Genomic DNA, 14,550 nt, shown 5'->3' on the forward strand with positions numbered 1-14,550 from the left:
AGAGTGTTTAAATTCAGCAATAGTATTGCTTACATTTTAAACACTCTTTCACTTTAAAAACGATTAAAAATTCACCTTAACGCTAAGACCAGCCACCCAAGCATCATCCACTTCTTTCACGCCAGAGGGTTGATAGATATATTGTAGGTTGGGTCTGAGCATCACCGCAGGAGACCACTGATAGGTATAGTTCAACTCAACATTGAGTTCGTCATGTTGAATTGGGACGTAATCGCTGGCAAGCGCGTCATAACTGTAATAACCACGGCCTTCGTTAGTGGCGATTTGCTTGTCCGTCACACGGTCATTCACCACATAGTTGGCCAAACCAAAACCAATAGAATCATTTGGACGGCTATCAAAAGGGCCTTTGTACCAAAGTGCCAGTTGTTGTGTACTTCCTACAGCAGTCGTGTCTCGGTCATTGATGACCCCATTGAAACTGATATATAAACCGCGCTTCGGATCAGCCCCGTGTTGAGTCAGTTGTTGTTGAGCATTCAACCAAAAACTATATTTGCCATCGTGGATTTCTCCTGATGTACCCACATCTTTAGCTTCTGCTGTGGAATATAGTGCACCGAGTTTATATTCACCTGGTAAGCCATTAAATGTGGCAAGTTTTGGTTTCCAAGCCAGTTCAACTGGAATGGTCGCCCCTTCGACATTGTCCATATCGAAGTTGAAGCCATCACTGTCTGAGTCTGTTTTGACATTGTCTGGGTTGACTTCATAGACGCCAATGCCAAGTGACCAGTCTGGTGCAAATTGGTATTTAACATTGGTGCCCCATAAACTGACAGGCCAGTTATACCAAATCGAACCGATGGATTTTCCAAGCTGTCCGCCACACAAAAGTAAATTCTGAAATTCACATTGCGAACTATTAAAGTCATCCGACATGCCCATACGACCAATCTTAAATTGAACGCGGTTATCATCAAATCCAGTTTTGATCCAAGCCTGAGTTAAGCGCCAAATTTTGCCACGACCATAAATTTCTTGGCTGTTGCCCAAGGTACTGGCACGAGGGTCTTTAATTCGTTCAAGCGTTAGGGCGTTACCATCACGTTTGGTAATCATCAAGCCTGCTGTGGTATTTTCCCAACCTGCAATTTTGTTTAAATCAAAATTGGCACCTAAGGTCAACTGCGCGGCATTATCAAAACTTCGGTCATCGTTATAACCACCAGCCAAATTGGTCGCTGCTTGACTCATAATTGAAGCTGTAAATTTATAACCTTGATCTTCCAGTTGCTTCCGTTCACCGTTCCAATCACCGAATAACCATTGACGGTCTGCTGAATAAAATTCATTGGCTGAAGCCAATTGGCAAGTTAAAAGCGCCAAAGATAATGCGCCTAGCTTTAATAGTTGTTGCATCCCAAACATCCTTTTTTGTGAGGAAAGCTCAACGCAGGTGAGCTTTCCATGCGGTTTTTATTATTTAATGCGAACGGCTGGACTCAGTTCAGAAGTTGCACCCAAGTGGTCTGTGACATTGGCGGTCACATTCGCCGTCACACTTGCAGCACTATTCAATGCTTTCCACGTTGCTTGACCTTGACCTTGTGCATTCGTGGTCACCACTTGAGTACCTAAATACTGCTCTGCTTCTTGACTCTTCGCTTGATAATTGGCAAAGAATTCAACTTGGTAGCGTTGATTTGGCTGTGCTTGAACTGTCGCGGTAATCTGTCCTTTGCTATAGCTTAAACGTGGAGCTTGAATGTTTTGGTTTGGCATCGCATTACAGCCCTGCTCATTTGGCTGGGTACAGGTTTTTTGCAGTTTCGCCGCTTCAATGACCACGCCACCACCACGAGAACCCACAAAGCCAGCATGTTCAAGCGCAGGCACAGCAAACACAATTGCGCCTAAACGCTGATTAGGTACACACGAACCACCCGCTTCACAGCGTTTAATATCTTTGCCATTGCCCCAAATTAGGTTTTTGGTCAATGTCGTACGGGCATTGGCATCTTTTTCTGAACGAATGGCAATGCCAAGACGGTTACCATGAACTCTGTTACTGTCAAAAATGTTGCCATCACCAGTGAGGTTAAAGCCAATCGAGTTGTTGGTCAGTTCGTTATAAGCAATGTAATTGCGCTTACCCCAGTTGATTTGTAAACCATCCGAGTAGTTTTCAAATTTGTTGCCGACCACCGCATTGTCATTGCCCCACAAGATTTCGATACCTTGCGACGGTTCTGGGTTGGCTTTGGTTGAAGTAAATAGATTGTTGGCCACAAGGTTAAATGCCGCGCCACGCGTCAGCTCTAAACCATCGCCATTATCTACAAACAAGTTGTTCAAAACTTTGTTGTTATTGGTGGTGGTAGAGGTCGGATTGCCCTTACCGTCATCACCCGTCAACATCACGCCTGAACCACCGTAGTTATTACTGATACGGTTATGTTGAATCAAGTTGTTGCTTGAACGGTTCACCAAAACGCCAATACAAAAACGGTGAATATCCAGACCTTTTAAGGTCACACCATTCACGTCTTGAAGAACCAGACCCGGTAAAGTCGTGGTACGGACATTGGTGCCATACTGTTCAGGATTTGCCCCCGGGCAGGCTTTCGCACCTTCACCTTTAATATAGTTTGAACCATCAATCGCAATAAACTCGCCTGTTTTGTCCCATTGCGTCCCAATGATCTTTACTGAAGATTTAATTGGTGGTAAAGGCTGATTCAGTTTAATTGCATAGGGTGCTTTGTCCACAGCTTGGATTTGAATTTCATTTTCTTGCGTCGCATTGGCATTCGATTGTTCAATCGCCCAACGCAGTGAACCTTTTACACTATCATCCTGATAGCGATCCACAATATAAGTTTCTGCACTGGCAAAACCTGATGCCGCTAAACTCAAAACCAATGTGGTCAAACGTAAGGTTGATGGTTTCATATTTTAAATCCTTTTCTATCCTTGAAGATGAATAACACAGTGCATTAAGGGGTCGGTTGTACTGTTTTGAGCAACTGTTTGAGTTGAGTCACATCAATTTGACCCGGTGCAGAGGCTTCACCAATCATGCCGAAACTTAAGCTGCCGCCCATGTTGCCCGTAGCGACACGTGAAATGGTGCCCAACTGCCCCATTGACATAGTCAGTAAGGGTTTATGACTTTTTTGACTCACAGCCAACGTGGCATTCATGAGGGTAAAGACGTCTTGTTTTGACTTTGGCATTACCGCAATTTTCAGAATATCGGCACCCATCTGATCTTGTTTTAGCAAACGGTTTTCAATTTCTTGTTGTTCGGGGGTTTTGGCAAAATCATGATTTGACATGATCACCAACACGTTCTTTTCATGTGCCAATTTGGTTAATTTCGCCACACTGCCTGCATCACGGAACATTTCAATATCCAGCAATTGCATAAATGGCTTTTTCAGGTATTCACGATAAATCTTTTCATAGTCTTGGTCAGACACCGTCATTTTTCCACCTTCGTTATGAGTACGAATGGTCGCGATCAACGGTTTGTCTTTTAAAATTTGATTCAGCTGCTGACCCAATGCGATAACTTTTTTAGTGTCCGCAGAAAATTCCAATAAGTCGATGCGAAACTCAGCCACATCTGCGTTTGGGTTGCTGGCAATCATTTGCGCTTGGGCAATGGCTTGCTCAGCTGTCTTTGCGGTAATCGGCACAATAGTTTTGACAGGTAAGTCACCAATATTGAGGTTTTTCACCATATAGTGTTGTGTCGTAGGGGCAACTTCGGCTGAAAATGCCGTAGGCATTGCCGCTAAAACAGCACTGCTTAAGCAAAGTTGCATCGCAATTTTTTTGATTGTCATCATTACATTTCCTTGTATTTACAAACTATTGCCTGACTTCTGTTATCAATGGCAAATATACGTGGGATGAATGAAATGGGTCATACCATCACCACGTATAAACTTTTATCTATCGAGCCAGTGCAAAGTGTTCTGCACTGAACTTAATCAACTTAGATATCTAAAAAGACCGTTTCATCTTCACCTTGAATACGAATGTCAAAGCGATACACCACTTCACCATCACGCTCTTCACGTTTTGCGATGAGCGTTTGACGACGAGGTGCCCACTCAATGCCTTTCAGTACAGGATCTTGTGCATTGGCTTCCGCTTCATCATCAAAGTAAACACGCGTGTTTAAGCCAATGTTAATCCCGCGAGCAAAGATGATCAGTGCAATATGCGGTGCCTGAGTTGTACCTTTACGTCCCGGAACCGCACCTGGTTTAATGGTATTGAAACTCCAAAAACCAGTTTCGAAGTCTGCGCCTGTACGTCCCCAACCGAGAAAGTTTGGATCGACTGCTTTGCCTTGAATATCGGCCGCACTTGGATAGACACCATTGGCATCCGCCTGCCAGATTTCAATTAACACATCACGTAGCGGCAAGCCTAAACCGTCGAACACTTGACCTTCTAAGCGAATATGTTCGCCTAAAGTATTTTCTTTAACTAGCTGGTTGTTAAAGTTATTTTCAAAGACTTCAATGTTGGCTTGTTGTGGTAACAAACCAATGTGTACGTATGGTCCACCTGTTTGAGATGGAGTTTCATGCAATTCTTGAAAGTTCCAATGGTTCATGTTGTTCTCCCTGAATTAAGTCAAATCATTTTCGAAATAAGTCGCACGACGACCACGTAAAGTGATGTCAAAGCGGTAACAACGGCTGTCTGCTTCAATGAAGTTGCTTTTGTCTTCTAAAGCAATCAGCGCGCGACGTTGTTGTTCCGAAGGAATGGTTTTAATAATCGGACACGAATCAATCAGCGTATCACCCTCAAAATAAAACTGAGAAATCAGACGCTGCGCCCAACCATCTGCAAGTAAAGAGAAATGGATATGCGCTGGACGCCATTCGTTAATGCGGTTACGCCATGGGTAAGGACCCGGCTTAATAGTACGGAATACAAAATAACCGTTAGCATCAGTCATCATACGGCCACAGCCGCCAAAGTTCGGGTCCATCGCACCAATAAACTGATCATTTGGATGACGATAACGGCCAGAAGCATTGGCTTGCCACACTTCGAGCAAAGCATTTTTAACTGGACGTCCAAACTGATCACGGACATAACCATGCACAATAATGCGCTCACCAACTGGTAAACCTTCTTTGGCATAATTCAAAATCAAATCGTTATCTTTAGGCCCAAACTGTTCGGCACTAAACTGCGGTGAAGTCACTTCAGTTAAAGTTTCTGCAATTGAGATCAACGCATTTTTTGGCGAGCGTAATACACTGGTTTTATAGCCGGGTGCATATGCTGGCGGGTGATCTTCGGTATTGCGTTGTGCATAAGCACCTAAAATAAGTTGCGACATGTGACGTCCCTCTTAATCTTGTTCCATTACTCTTGATTGGTTTGTGCTTGGCTAAGTTGCTGTTCGCTCAGCTTTTGCGGGGCAATACCCAAATCTGCAAAAACCTCTTCTGCCATGTGCATGGCTGCATTGGCTGCGGGCAAACCGGCATACAGTGAACAGTGCAAAATCAACTCTTTTAAGTCGTCCTTGGTCACACCATTGTTAAAACAAGCACGTAAATGCATACGCAATTCGTCTTCACGGCCCAATGCCAATAACACGGCAATGGTGACTAAGCTACGGGTATGGCGCGGCATGCCTGGTCTAGACCAGACTTCGCCCCACGCAAAACGGCTAATAAAATTTTGAAAGTCGGCATTGAAATCATTCAAGTTCTCAAGTGAACGACCGACATGCTTTTCACCCAGCACTTCAGTGCGTACGGTAATTCCTTGTTCATAACGTTGTTCATCATTCATGGGAGAAACCTCAATTAGGTCGCATCGGTATGTGCGACCAATGATTTAACAAAAATAGCGACCGCTGCTGCTGTTGCTGGAATTAACAGCAGACTTAAAATGGCAGTAAATGACCAGTCATTACCCAGTAAAACTGCGCCGATCCATGCACCAAATACCGCACCAAAACGTCCAATCCCAGACATCCATGCCACACCTGTTGCACGGCATTGGGTTGGATAAAAACGAGCACTCAGTGCTGGCATTGCCGACTGCGCACCATTAATTGCAACACCTGCACAAAGCACTAAAATGGCAAGTAAGGTTGGATTTGCTAAGCTCTGACCTACAGCAAAGGCAAAGATCCCAGCCACAAAGTAGAAGCCTGCAATAATGCGGTTCGGGTTGAAACGGTCCATTGCCCAGCCAATAAATAAAGCACTGAGAACACCGCCAAACTGGAATAAACCACCGATAAATGCAGCGCGTTCCATGGTTGCGCCTGTTTCACGCATCAAGGTTGGCAACCAACTGGTGAGCAGATAAATCATCACCAAACCCATAAAATAGGTCAGCCACAATAAAACCGTGCCTTTGACATATTTCTGAGAGAACAGCATGCCAAACACACCTTTCTTCTCTCCACCTTCCGTTTTTTCTTCAGGTACATGAAACTCAGTAACACCATGTACTTGCGTCGGTGCAATACGCGTTAGAATTTTGCGAACTTTTTCGGGGTCACGACCTTTCACAATCAAGAAACGATAAGATTCTGGCAGGAAGAAAATCACCAAGATCATCAAAATCAGTGGCGACCAACCGCCCAGTAAAAATAAGCTGTGCCAACCAAAGGTTGGGATCAACCAACTGCTAATAAAACCACCTGTTGCCATACCCAAGTTGTAACCACAGAACATACAGGTCACGAGTAGCGAGCGAGAGCGCTGCGGGCAATATTCAGAAAATAACGTGGTTGCATTCGGCATCGCAGCACCCAAACCAATGCCGGTTAAAAAGCGCAGTATCACCAAGGTATTTAAGTCAGCTGCATATGCCGATGCCAAAGTAAAGCCACCAAAAATCAGCATCGAAACACTTAAAACAATCTTTCGCCCAAAGCGGTCAGCGGTTGGACCAGACACCAAAGCACCAATAATCATGCCGCCTAAAGCCGCACTCATGACTGGACCCAGTTGCGAGCGGTCTATTCCCCAGTCTTGTGCCAAGGCTGGAGCAATAAAACCCATTGCCGCAGTATCAATACCATCAACAAAAACAATGAGAAAACATACAATTGCGATCAACCACTGATATTTGCTAATCGGTGCATCATTAATCAGTGCTTGTGCGTCTATACTCGTTTTTTGAGTAGCGTATTCCTGAGACGCCATACCTGCCTCCTTGGGCTGAAAGTCCTTTTAAAAATCCTTAAACTATTGAATCGATCCAATGAACTGACTGAGGGTTTGGTTAAACAGCTCAGGTTGCTCAATATTGGAAAGATGCGATGCATCAATCACCGCTAATTCACACTTTTGAATCTGTTGTTGCATAAAGATGCCATCTGCCACGGTCGTAACTGGGTCAAATGCGCCTGCAATCACTAAAGTTGGAATCTGAATCTGTTGAATTTGAGTAGATAGATCTGCTTGCGCGAGCGCTCGGCAAGATTCTGCATAGCCAAGTGCTGGCGTAGTCGCTAAAGATTGAATTGTGCGCTGTGCCAAAGCATCGTGTTGATAATCAAACTGCTCACTAAACCAGCGTGTATGCGTAGTCGCGACCAAGTCTGCTAAGCCATTGGCTGTCACAGCATCTGCACGAGCATTCCAACCTTCTTCAGTCCAAATTTTGGCTGCTGAATTCGCCACAGTGATGCTATGAAAACGATCTGCATGGTGAATACCGAGCCACAAAGCTGTCATGCCGCCCATTGAAATCCCGCAAAAATGCGCTTTTTCAATGTTTAAACCGTTCAGAATATCAATCACATCTTCTGCAAGGTTTTGTACAGTGGTCTGCTCAATCACATCACTTTGCCCATGACCACGCGTGTCATAAGTCACCACTTTGAACTGCTGTTCAAATGCCACAACTTGCGGCTGCCACATGCCTTTATCTGTACCCAATGAGTTTGAAAATACAATCACAGGTGCATGATCTTGCCCACTGATTGCAACAGATAAAGTCTTGCCTTGACGATTGGTCATCGTGATATTCACTTTGCCTCTCCTTTTGCTTCTTGCAACACCGCATCAATCTGGTCTTGAATATTGCCGAGATATGACGCGGGTTTAAAAATTTCTGAAATCTGAGCAGCGCTAAACAAGTCTTTGACTTGATCCAATTCCGCAATCACATCTTTTAAGTGCACACCTTTTTCAACGGCTGTTTTACATGCTGCTTCCACCAAATGATGAGCCTGTAAGCGACCCATATGTGGTGCCAATGCCATCATTACAGCTTCTGCCATAATTAAACCTTGGGTACTACATTCCAAATTACGCTGCATGTTCTCAGCATTAACTTGCATGGCTTGTAACACGTCTAAAGTCCGCTCTAAAGCGCCTGCACACAGTTGGAAAATTTCAGGCAATGCCAACCATTCTGCATGCCATCCACCTAGACTACGCTCATGTTCCTGCACCATGCTTTGGTACAAACTCGACATCAGCACAGGCACACGATTGGCTGCTGCCAAAACGGATGCCGCAGCGACAGGATTACGCTTGTGTGGCATCGTCGATGACCCACCGCGCCCTTTCGCTGCTGGCTCAAATACTTCTGCAATTTCAGTTTGCATCATCAACGACCAGTCACGTGCCATTTTGCCCAAACTACCTGTCACCATTGCTAAGATGCTCGCGATTTCAACAATACGGTCGCGCTCACCATGCCAAGTACAGCTTGGAACAGAAAGTTGTAACTGCGCTGCAAATGCTTGAACTACCGCTGTTCCTTGAGATTGCAATGAAGCCAATGAACCAACGGCACCGCCTAATTGAGCAGTAAAAACACGTGCTTTCATGGCTTCAATACGTGCTAAATCACGATGAAATGCCGAGGCCCAACGCGCGAATTTATGCCCCAAAGTAATCGGCAACCCTTGCTGCAACCATGTGCGCCCAATCATCACTTGTGCACGATACTGTTCAGCTTGAGCCAATGCAGTGCGGTAACATTGGTGAATTAAAGCTTCAACATGCGTCATTGCAGCACGACATTGCAAAATACAAGCTGTATCTAAAATGTCTTGACTGGTTGCACCCCAATGCACATATCGAGCAGCATCTTCATCACTTTGTTTCACAATCGCAGTCAATTGCTTCACAAAAGGAATCGCGATATTGCCCGCCAAGCCTGTAGCAACCGCTAAAGCATCAAAGTCAATCTGATTGAGTGCAGTTGCTGCGATGTTTGAAATTGCTGTTGCCGCAGATTCTGGAATGACACCGACTTGAGCCTGTGCTTGTGCCAAGGCAACTTCAGCCTCAATCATGTATGACACCAACGCGCGATCACTGAAAATTTCAGTCACCTCGTTTTGGTAAAATAAGCTGGCATATAACTGGCTCATGATCGCTATCCTTAACTCTGCTTTAAACGCGCTGAATAATCATTGCAATGCCTTGACCGACACCAATACACATTGAACACAAGGCATAGGTTCCACCGGTTTGTTCTAACTGGTTTAAAGCCGTGGTGACTAAACGTGCACCTGAAGCCCCCAGTGGATGACCAATCGCAATTGCACCGCCATTTGGATTCACTTGTGTCGTATCGTCTGCCAGACCTAAATCACGGGTAACCGCCAGTGCTTGTGCTGCAAAGGCTTCATTCAGTTCAATCACATCCATCTGCTCGATTGTGAGATTGGCTTGTTTGAGTAACTTTTTGATGGCAGGTGCTGGTGCAAAGCCCATGATGCGCGGCTCTACACCCACTGCTGTTGAAGCAATGATTTTGGCACGCGGTTTAAGCTGGTACACTTGAATCGCTTGTTCTGAAGCAATCAGTACAGCAGCCGCACCGTCATTGATGCCTGATGCGTTTCCTGCAGTGACGGTGCCTTCTGCTGTCACGACTGGCTTCAGTTTTGCCAAAGCTTCCAAGGTGGTCGATGCACGTGGATGTTCATCCGTGTCGACCACAATCGGATCACCCTTACGCTGTGGAATATTCACAGGGATGATCTCATGTGTAAAAAAGCCTTGAGCTTGCGCGGTTGCGGTGCGCTGTTGACTCGCCAAGGCAAACTGGTCTTGATCTGCGCGATCAATATTAAATTGTTGTGCCACGTTCTCCGCGGTTTGCGGCATGGTGTCTACACCATACATCGCTTTGAGCTTAGGATTAATAAAACGCCAGCCCATGGTGGTGTCTTCAATCTTCTGGCTACGGCCATAAGCTGTTTCTGATTTACCCATCACAAAAGGTGCACGAGACATACTTTCGACGCCACCTGCGATGATTAAATCTGCTTCGCCGGCTTTAATTGCACGGGCTGCTATCGCAATGGCATCTAGGGATGAACCACATAAGCGATTCACTGTCGTGGCAGGAACTTCAACGGGTAAACCTGCAAGCAGTGCAGACATACGACCGACATTACGGTTGTCTTCACCTGCTTGGTTGGCGCAGCCGTAGATCACGTCATCGACTTGGGTCCAATCCACACTAGGGTTGCGTTGCATTAAGGCTTGAATCGGCACTGCACCCAAGTCATCGGCACGGATCGGAGCGAGTCCACCGGCATAACGTCCGAATGGGGTACGGATGGCATCGATAATATAAGCGTTTTTCATTTTTAATCTTGTCCTTTAAAACGGGACTCTGCTGATAGATCAACTGTATCTAGTCACGACGGAGTCTTACCGTGTTCAGTCAAATACCAGTAGCTCGTTCTTGTCACTTTTTTAAAAAAGTGACCAAAAACTTTGTCATCAACAAAACCTGTTCACTCGCAGCAATTTTCCACTGCTGTTGCAAAAACAATACTGTTAAAGCGCTCGACAGGTTGTTAATGACTGTAAGCTCTAGCAAATTTTTCTGAAATTTACAGTGTGGCATCCACCAACGGAGCACCCGTCATCGCCTGCAATTCTGCAAAGCTTAGACCGTCGACTTTTTCAATGACTTTTAAACCGTCTGCGGTGACGTCAATTACACACAGGTCGGTATAAATACGATCGACACATTTCAAACCTGTCGCGGGATAGCTCAGTTCAGCCACGATCTTTGGTTCACCTTGTTTAGTGGTATGGTCAGTGGTGATAAAGACTTTCTTTGCACCGACGGCTAAGTCCATCGCACCGCCCACAGCAGGAATCGCATCCGGCGCACCAGTATGCCAATTGGCCAAATCACCATTGGCTGCCACTTGAAAGGCACCAAGCACAGCAATATCTAAATGACCACCCCGCATCATGGCAAACGAATCGCCATGATGGAAAAAGGCACCACCTTGCAGCATGGTCACATATTCTTTACCCGCGTTGATCAGCTCAGGATCTTCTTGACCTGCGGCTGGCGGTGGACCAAAAGCCAATAAGCCATTTTCAGAATGTAAGAACACGTCTTTGTCTGACGGGAGGTAGCTGGCAATCTTGGTCGGTAAGCCAATACCTAAGTTGACATAAGCCCCATCGGGAATATCTTGTGCGACACGTTCTGCAATTTGGTTACGGCTGAGTTTTTGATAGCTCATGATGTTCTCCCGATTACACAGCAATAGGTTCAGGTTGAACCTGCACCACGTGTTGAACAAAAATACCTGCAGTGATGATGTGTTCAGGGTCTAAAGCTCCTAAGTCCACCACTTCAGAGACTTGCGCAATGGTTACACCTGCCGCCATGGCCATAATCGGGCCGAAGTTACGTGCCGATTTGCGGTAGACCAGATTGCCCCAACGGTCGCCTTGCTGCGCTTTAATCAAAGCAAAGTCGGCTTTGATTGGATATTCCAGTACATAATCTTTACCGTCGATGTGACGGGTTTCTTTGCCTTCGGCCAATAAAGTACCAAAGCCTGTAGGAGTAAAGACTGCACCGAGTCCCATGCCTGCGGCTTGAATACGACAGGCCAAATTGCCTTGTGGTACCAGCTCTAACTCAATTTTGCCTGCACGATAGAGTTCATCGAAGACCCAAGAGTCGGACTGACGTGGGAACGAACAGATGACTTTTTTCACGGCACCTGCTTTCAGCAGCTTGGCTAAACCATAGTCGCCATTGCCAGCATTGTTGCTGACGATGGTGAGGTCTTTAATGCCGAGTTGAATTAAGCCATCGATCAGTTCAGCCGGCTGTCCTGCTGTACCAAAACCACCAATCATGATGGTTGAGCCGTCGGTGATTTGGGAGAGCGCTTCCGTTAAGGTCGCTGCACTTTTATCTATCATTAGATAACTCCATTGTGCATCATGCAAAATTTGAAAAGGCGCGGAAACCTAACTTGTACTGGAGAGCAATTCAGCTAAAACCACATTCCCTAGTCTTTTAGTTCGATTTCCTTATCTGTTCATTTTTTATAATTTCTCCGCTTTGGGATAGATAGTGATCACAGGTTTTGTTCGATCATCGAACAAAATACTTAAATATCGAACAAAACCTGATTATTTCACTCTGATTTCACGTTATAGTAAAAATAATGAAGAAATAAAAATGCATAAAGGGAACACGATGGAAGAAACAACCGAGACAAGAGAAAAGTGTCTTCAACACAAAGACAATAAAAAAACCATTCGGCATGAAGATTTTGTCGCAGGGATCAGTAAAGGCATGGCCATTCTCGACAGCTTTGGTACTGACCGGCATCGTTTAAATATTACTATGGCAGCGGAACGCACAGGCATGACCCGTGCCGCAGCGCGGCGCCATTTACTCACCCTTGAATATTTAGGCTATTTAGAATCTGATGGTCATTATTTTTATTTAACCCCTAAAATTCTTAAGTTTTCAGGATCTTATTTAGGCGGAGCGCAACTTCCCAAAATTTCTCAGCCCCTGCTAAATTTGCTGACCAACCAAACCTCACTGATTTTTTCCGTTATGGTTTTAGATGGCTATGAAGCTATTACCATTGCACGCAGCGCCGCGCACCAGCAAACGGATCGCGTCAATCCTTATGGCCTGCATTTGGGAAATCGTTTACCTGCACATGCCACATCGGCAGGTAAAATTTTACTGGCCTATCTCGATGATCAGGAACAATGTGAATGGCTGAATCAGTATCCGCTGCAACGCCTTACTAAATATACGCATACCGATAATGAAACGTTTCTGGCTTTATTGCATGAAATTCGAGAGCAAGGTTGGTGCTATTCATGTGAGGAACATGAATTGGGGGTACATGCCTTAGCTGTTCCAATTTACGGACCAAAAGGAAATGTTGTCGCGGCATTGAATATTGTTTCTCCTACCATGCGCACAACCAAAGAGTATTTGATTCAACACATACTGCCATTACTACAAGAAACAGCAAGAGAGCTTAGGAATGTCATTTAAAAATACTGTGAGTGCATATTTTTTATGAATTAATTTAAATATTAAACCGAGCCTTTCTCCCCCTATTTCACGAGTTCTATGCATAACGATGATGCTCTTAATCAAATTTTACCTATTCTTTTCTGAGACTGTAAATAAATTGTGTAATTGCCTGAACTTACAGCGTATCTCGAACATGAAAAGAATTGCTCTGCATGCTGATGGCTCAGAATGAATATACGGAGTTCTGGCTGAATCTTCTGACTGAGCTTAAAAACCGAGGATTGCTAGAAATTCTTATTACTTATTAATTGTGTCGATGGGTTAAAGGGTTTTTATGATGCCGTTAACAGCGTAAACCCATATCCAACTGTGGCCCCGTATCCCAAACAAAAGACAGCCTCATTTTGAGGCTGCCTCACCTTAAATACTTCTGAGCTTATTCCATCGATTGCTAAACATTTGCAGCTCTATTTCCATCATTTTGAATTTTCCGGCGCCATCAGCCACTTTACACTCGCATCGAATAGTTTAACCCCATCTGAAGACAAGTCTGAAAAAGTGTCATTATGAAGAAAGAACATCAGCCGTTTAGCTGGCGCTAAAGATTCATAATCCATAGTTGCGCCTTTTTCATATCCCCAAATTGCTGCTTTTTCTGGTTCGCCGTAGACCGTTGCAATGATTGTAGCCCCTAATCCAGGTTTCCCCCAATTCATCATGGTTTGTTTTTTATAAACATTCAGCGTACCCGCAGGTAAATTCGCAGATAAACGGTGTGGCGCATTTACAAGCCATAAATATCGGGCTTTATCGACTTCACCAAAATCCTGACCTGAGCGTTTCCCCGTCATGGCTAAATCATCAATATAATCACTTTCCCACGTCATCAGTGGAATTTCTAACTGCCGCCATCCTGCTTTTAAATTTTTTGATCCAACTGTTGAAGATAAAATAATTGCATCAACTTGTTTCATTTGTTTTGGATCTTGGAGCTGGTCTAATATTTGAACGGTATATCCCAAGGCTTCCAAGTGCCCCTTTATGGCCAAATCATTTGCGTATGATGGCCCGTTTGTCTGAGAAATTAATGCGATATGCGTACTCACTTTAGCTGCAAATGCACTCATGGATGCTGTTAAAAAACCTAAGCTCAGTGCAGCAATCAACATTAAAAAAAGTTTTTTCACTGTGTGATACCTTAAAAGACATCGGAACTTTGATCGTTCAAATCAAAGTTCCTCAAAAATATATGGTTAAATTTAACTACAAAATGTTCAATGGACG

At 44.6% G+C, this 14,550-nt stretch carries 14 protein-coding genes and 1 pseudogene; 2 read left to right on the forward strand and 13 right to left on the reverse strand.

Going from position 1 to position 14,550, the window contains the following annotated elements; all coding sequences use genetic code 11:
- Nucleotides 1–63: 63 nt before the first annotated feature.
- The 12 genes from F941_RS10905 to F941_RS10960 all read right to left on the reverse strand — a co-directional run bounded on the left by F941_RS10905 (nucleotide 64) and on the right by F941_RS10960 (nucleotide 12,179).
- Nucleotides 64–1,383 (reverse strand): carbohydrate porin, encoded by a 1,320-nt coding sequence (locus tag F941_RS10905; RefSeq protein ID WP_005011140.1) that lies wholly within the window; start codon nucleotides 1,381–1,383, stop codon nucleotides 64–66.
- A 60-nt stretch (nucleotides 1,384–1,443) separates the two neighbouring features.
- Nucleotides 1,444–2,916, reverse strand: a complete 1,473-nt coding sequence (locus tag F941_RS10910; RefSeq protein WP_005011145.1) for a right-handed parallel beta-helix repeat-containing protein — start codon at nucleotides 2,914–2,916, stop codon at nucleotides 1,444–1,446.
- 44 nt (nucleotides 2,917–2,960) lie between these two features.
- On the reverse strand, nucleotides 2,961–3,818 hold the full coding sequence (aroD, locus tag F941_RS10915) for a type I 3-dehydroquinate dehydratase (protein WP_005011147.1): 858 nt from the start codon (nucleotides 3,816–3,818) through the stop codon (nucleotides 2,961–2,963).
- 149 nt (nucleotides 3,819–3,967) lie between these two features.
- Nucleotides 3,968–4,597, reverse strand: coding sequence for a protocatechuate 3,4-dioxygenase subunit alpha (gene pcaG / locus F941_RS10920; RefSeq protein WP_005011151.1), 630 nt, complete (start codon nucleotides 4,595–4,597; stop codon nucleotides 3,968–3,970).
- 15 nt (nucleotides 4,598–4,612) lie between these two features.
- Nucleotides 4,613–5,338, reverse strand: coding sequence for a protocatechuate 3,4-dioxygenase subunit beta (gene pcaH / locus F941_RS10925; protein WP_005011153.1), 726 nt, complete (start codon nucleotides 5,336–5,338; stop codon nucleotides 4,613–4,615).
- A 26-nt stretch (nucleotides 5,339–5,364) separates the two neighbouring features.
- Nucleotides 5,365–5,799 carry a 4-carboxymuconolactone decarboxylase gene (pcaC, locus tag F941_RS10930; RefSeq protein ID WP_004694728.1) on the reverse strand — a complete coding sequence of 145 codons (435 nt, stop codon included), beginning with the start codon at nucleotides 5,797–5,799 and terminating at the stop codon, nucleotides 5,365–5,367.
- A gap of 14 nt (nucleotides 5,800–5,813) precedes the next feature.
- Complete coding sequence (locus F941_RS10935) at nucleotides 5,814–7,169, reverse strand: 4-hydroxybenzoate transporter PcaK (protein WP_005011160.1); 1,356 nt, start codon at nucleotides 7,167–7,169, stop codon at nucleotides 5,814–5,816.
- A gap of 42 nt (nucleotides 7,170–7,211) precedes the next feature.
- Nucleotides 7,212–7,988 carry a 3-oxoadipate enol-lactonase gene (pcaD, locus tag F941_RS10940; RefSeq protein WP_018572556.1) on the reverse strand — a complete coding sequence of 259 codons (777 nt, stop codon included), beginning with the start codon at nucleotides 7,986–7,988 and terminating at the stop codon, nucleotides 7,212–7,214.
- A gap of 8 nt (nucleotides 7,989–7,996) precedes the next feature.
- Entirely contained in the window at nucleotides 7,997–9,355 is a 1,359-nt protein-coding gene (pcaB, locus tag F941_RS10945) for a 3-carboxy-cis,cis-muconate cycloisomerase (protein WP_005011164.1), read from the reverse strand.
- 22 nt (nucleotides 9,356–9,377) lie between these two features.
- On the reverse strand, nucleotides 9,378–10,583 hold the full coding sequence (pcaF, locus tag F941_RS10950) for a 3-oxoadipyl-CoA thiolase (protein ID WP_005011167.1): 1,206 nt from the start codon (nucleotides 10,581–10,583) through the stop codon (nucleotides 9,378–9,380).
- A gap of 251 nt (nucleotides 10,584–10,834) precedes the next feature.
- Entirely contained in the window at nucleotides 10,835–11,485 is a 651-nt protein-coding gene (locus F941_RS10955; RefSeq protein WP_005011170.1) for a 3-oxoacid CoA-transferase subunit B, read from the reverse strand.
- A gap of 13 nt (nucleotides 11,486–11,498) precedes the next feature.
- Entirely contained in the window at nucleotides 11,499–12,179 is a 681-nt protein-coding gene (locus tag F941_RS10960) for a 3-oxoacid CoA-transferase subunit A (protein ID WP_005011171.1), read from the reverse strand.
- 280 nt (nucleotides 12,180–12,459) lie between these two features.
- On the opposite strand from F941_RS10960, the gene pcaU reads away from it, so the two are divergent.
- Nucleotides 12,460–13,284, forward strand: a complete 825-nt coding sequence (gene pcaU / locus F941_RS10965) for an IclR family transcriptional regulator PcaU (RefSeq protein WP_005011172.1) — start codon at nucleotides 12,460–12,462, stop codon at nucleotides 13,282–13,284.
- A 179-nt stretch (nucleotides 13,285–13,463) separates the two neighbouring features.
- Nucleotides 13,464–13,568, forward strand: a pseudogene (locus tag F941_RS16560) (transposase); the annotation flags it as partial.
- 174 nt (nucleotides 13,569–13,742) lie between these two features.
- Here F941_RS16560 and F941_RS10970 read toward each other — a convergent pair.
- Nucleotides 13,743–14,453 carry a hypothetical protein gene (locus tag F941_RS10970; RefSeq protein WP_005011173.1) on the reverse strand — a complete coding sequence of 237 codons (711 nt, stop codon included), beginning with the start codon at nucleotides 14,451–14,453 and terminating at the stop codon, nucleotides 13,743–13,745.
- Between the last annotated feature and the right edge of the window lie 97 nt (nucleotides 14,454–14,550).

Source organism: Acinetobacter bouvetii DSM 14964 = CIP 107468 (genome assembly GCF_000368865.1).
Taxonomy (GTDB): Bacteria; Pseudomonadota; Gammaproteobacteria; order Pseudomonadales; family Moraxellaceae; genus Acinetobacter; species Acinetobacter bouvetii.

Excerpts from the sequence above, each read along its gene's own strand:
- F941_RS10905 (WP_005011140.1), bottom strand. The coding sequence starts at position 1,383 with ATGCAACAACTATTAAAGCTAGGCGCATTATCTTTGGCGCTTTTAACT.
- F941_RS10910 (WP_005011145.1), bottom strand. The coding sequence starts at position 2,916 with ATGAAACCATCAACCTTACGTTTGACCACATTGGTTTTGAGTTTAGCG.
- aroD (WP_005011147.1), bottom strand. The coding sequence starts at position 3,818 with ATGATGACAATCAAAAAAATTGCGATGCAACTTTGCTTAAGCAGTGCT.
- pcaG (WP_005011151.1), bottom strand. The coding sequence starts at position 4,597 with ATGAACCATTGGAACTTTCAAGAATTGCATGAAACTCCATCTCAAACA.
- pcaH (WP_005011153.1), bottom strand. The coding sequence starts at position 5,338 with ATGTCGCAACTTATTTTAGGTGCTTATGCACAACGCAATACCGAAGAT.
- pcaC (WP_004694728.1), bottom strand. The coding sequence starts at position 5,799 with ATGAATGATGAACAACGTTATGAACAAGGAATTACCGTACGCACTGAA.
- F941_RS10935 (WP_005011160.1), bottom strand. The coding sequence starts at position 7,169 with ATGGCGTCTCAGGAATACGCTACTCAAAAAACGAGTATAGACGCACAA.
- pcaD (WP_018572556.1), bottom strand. The coding sequence starts at position 7,988 with ATGACCAATCGTCAAGGCAAGACTTTATCTGTTGCAATCAGTGGGCAA.
- pcaB (WP_005011164.1), bottom strand. The coding sequence starts at position 9,355 with ATGAGCCAGTTATATGCCAGCTTATTTTACCAAAACGAGGTGACTGAA.
- pcaF (WP_005011167.1), bottom strand. The coding sequence starts at position 10,583 with ATGAAAAACGCTTATATTATCGATGCCATCCGTACCCCATTCGGACGT.
- F941_RS10955 (WP_005011170.1), bottom strand. The coding sequence starts at position 11,485 with ATGAGCTATCAAAAACTCAGCCGTAACCAAATTGCAGAACGTGTCGCA.
- F941_RS10960 (WP_005011171.1), bottom strand. The coding sequence starts at position 12,179 with ATGATAGATAAAAGTGCAGCGACCTTAACGGAAGCGCTCTCCCAAATC.
- pcaU (WP_005011172.1), top strand. The coding sequence starts at position 12,460 with ATGGAAGAAACAACCGAGACAAGAGAAAAGTGTCTTCAACACAAAGAC.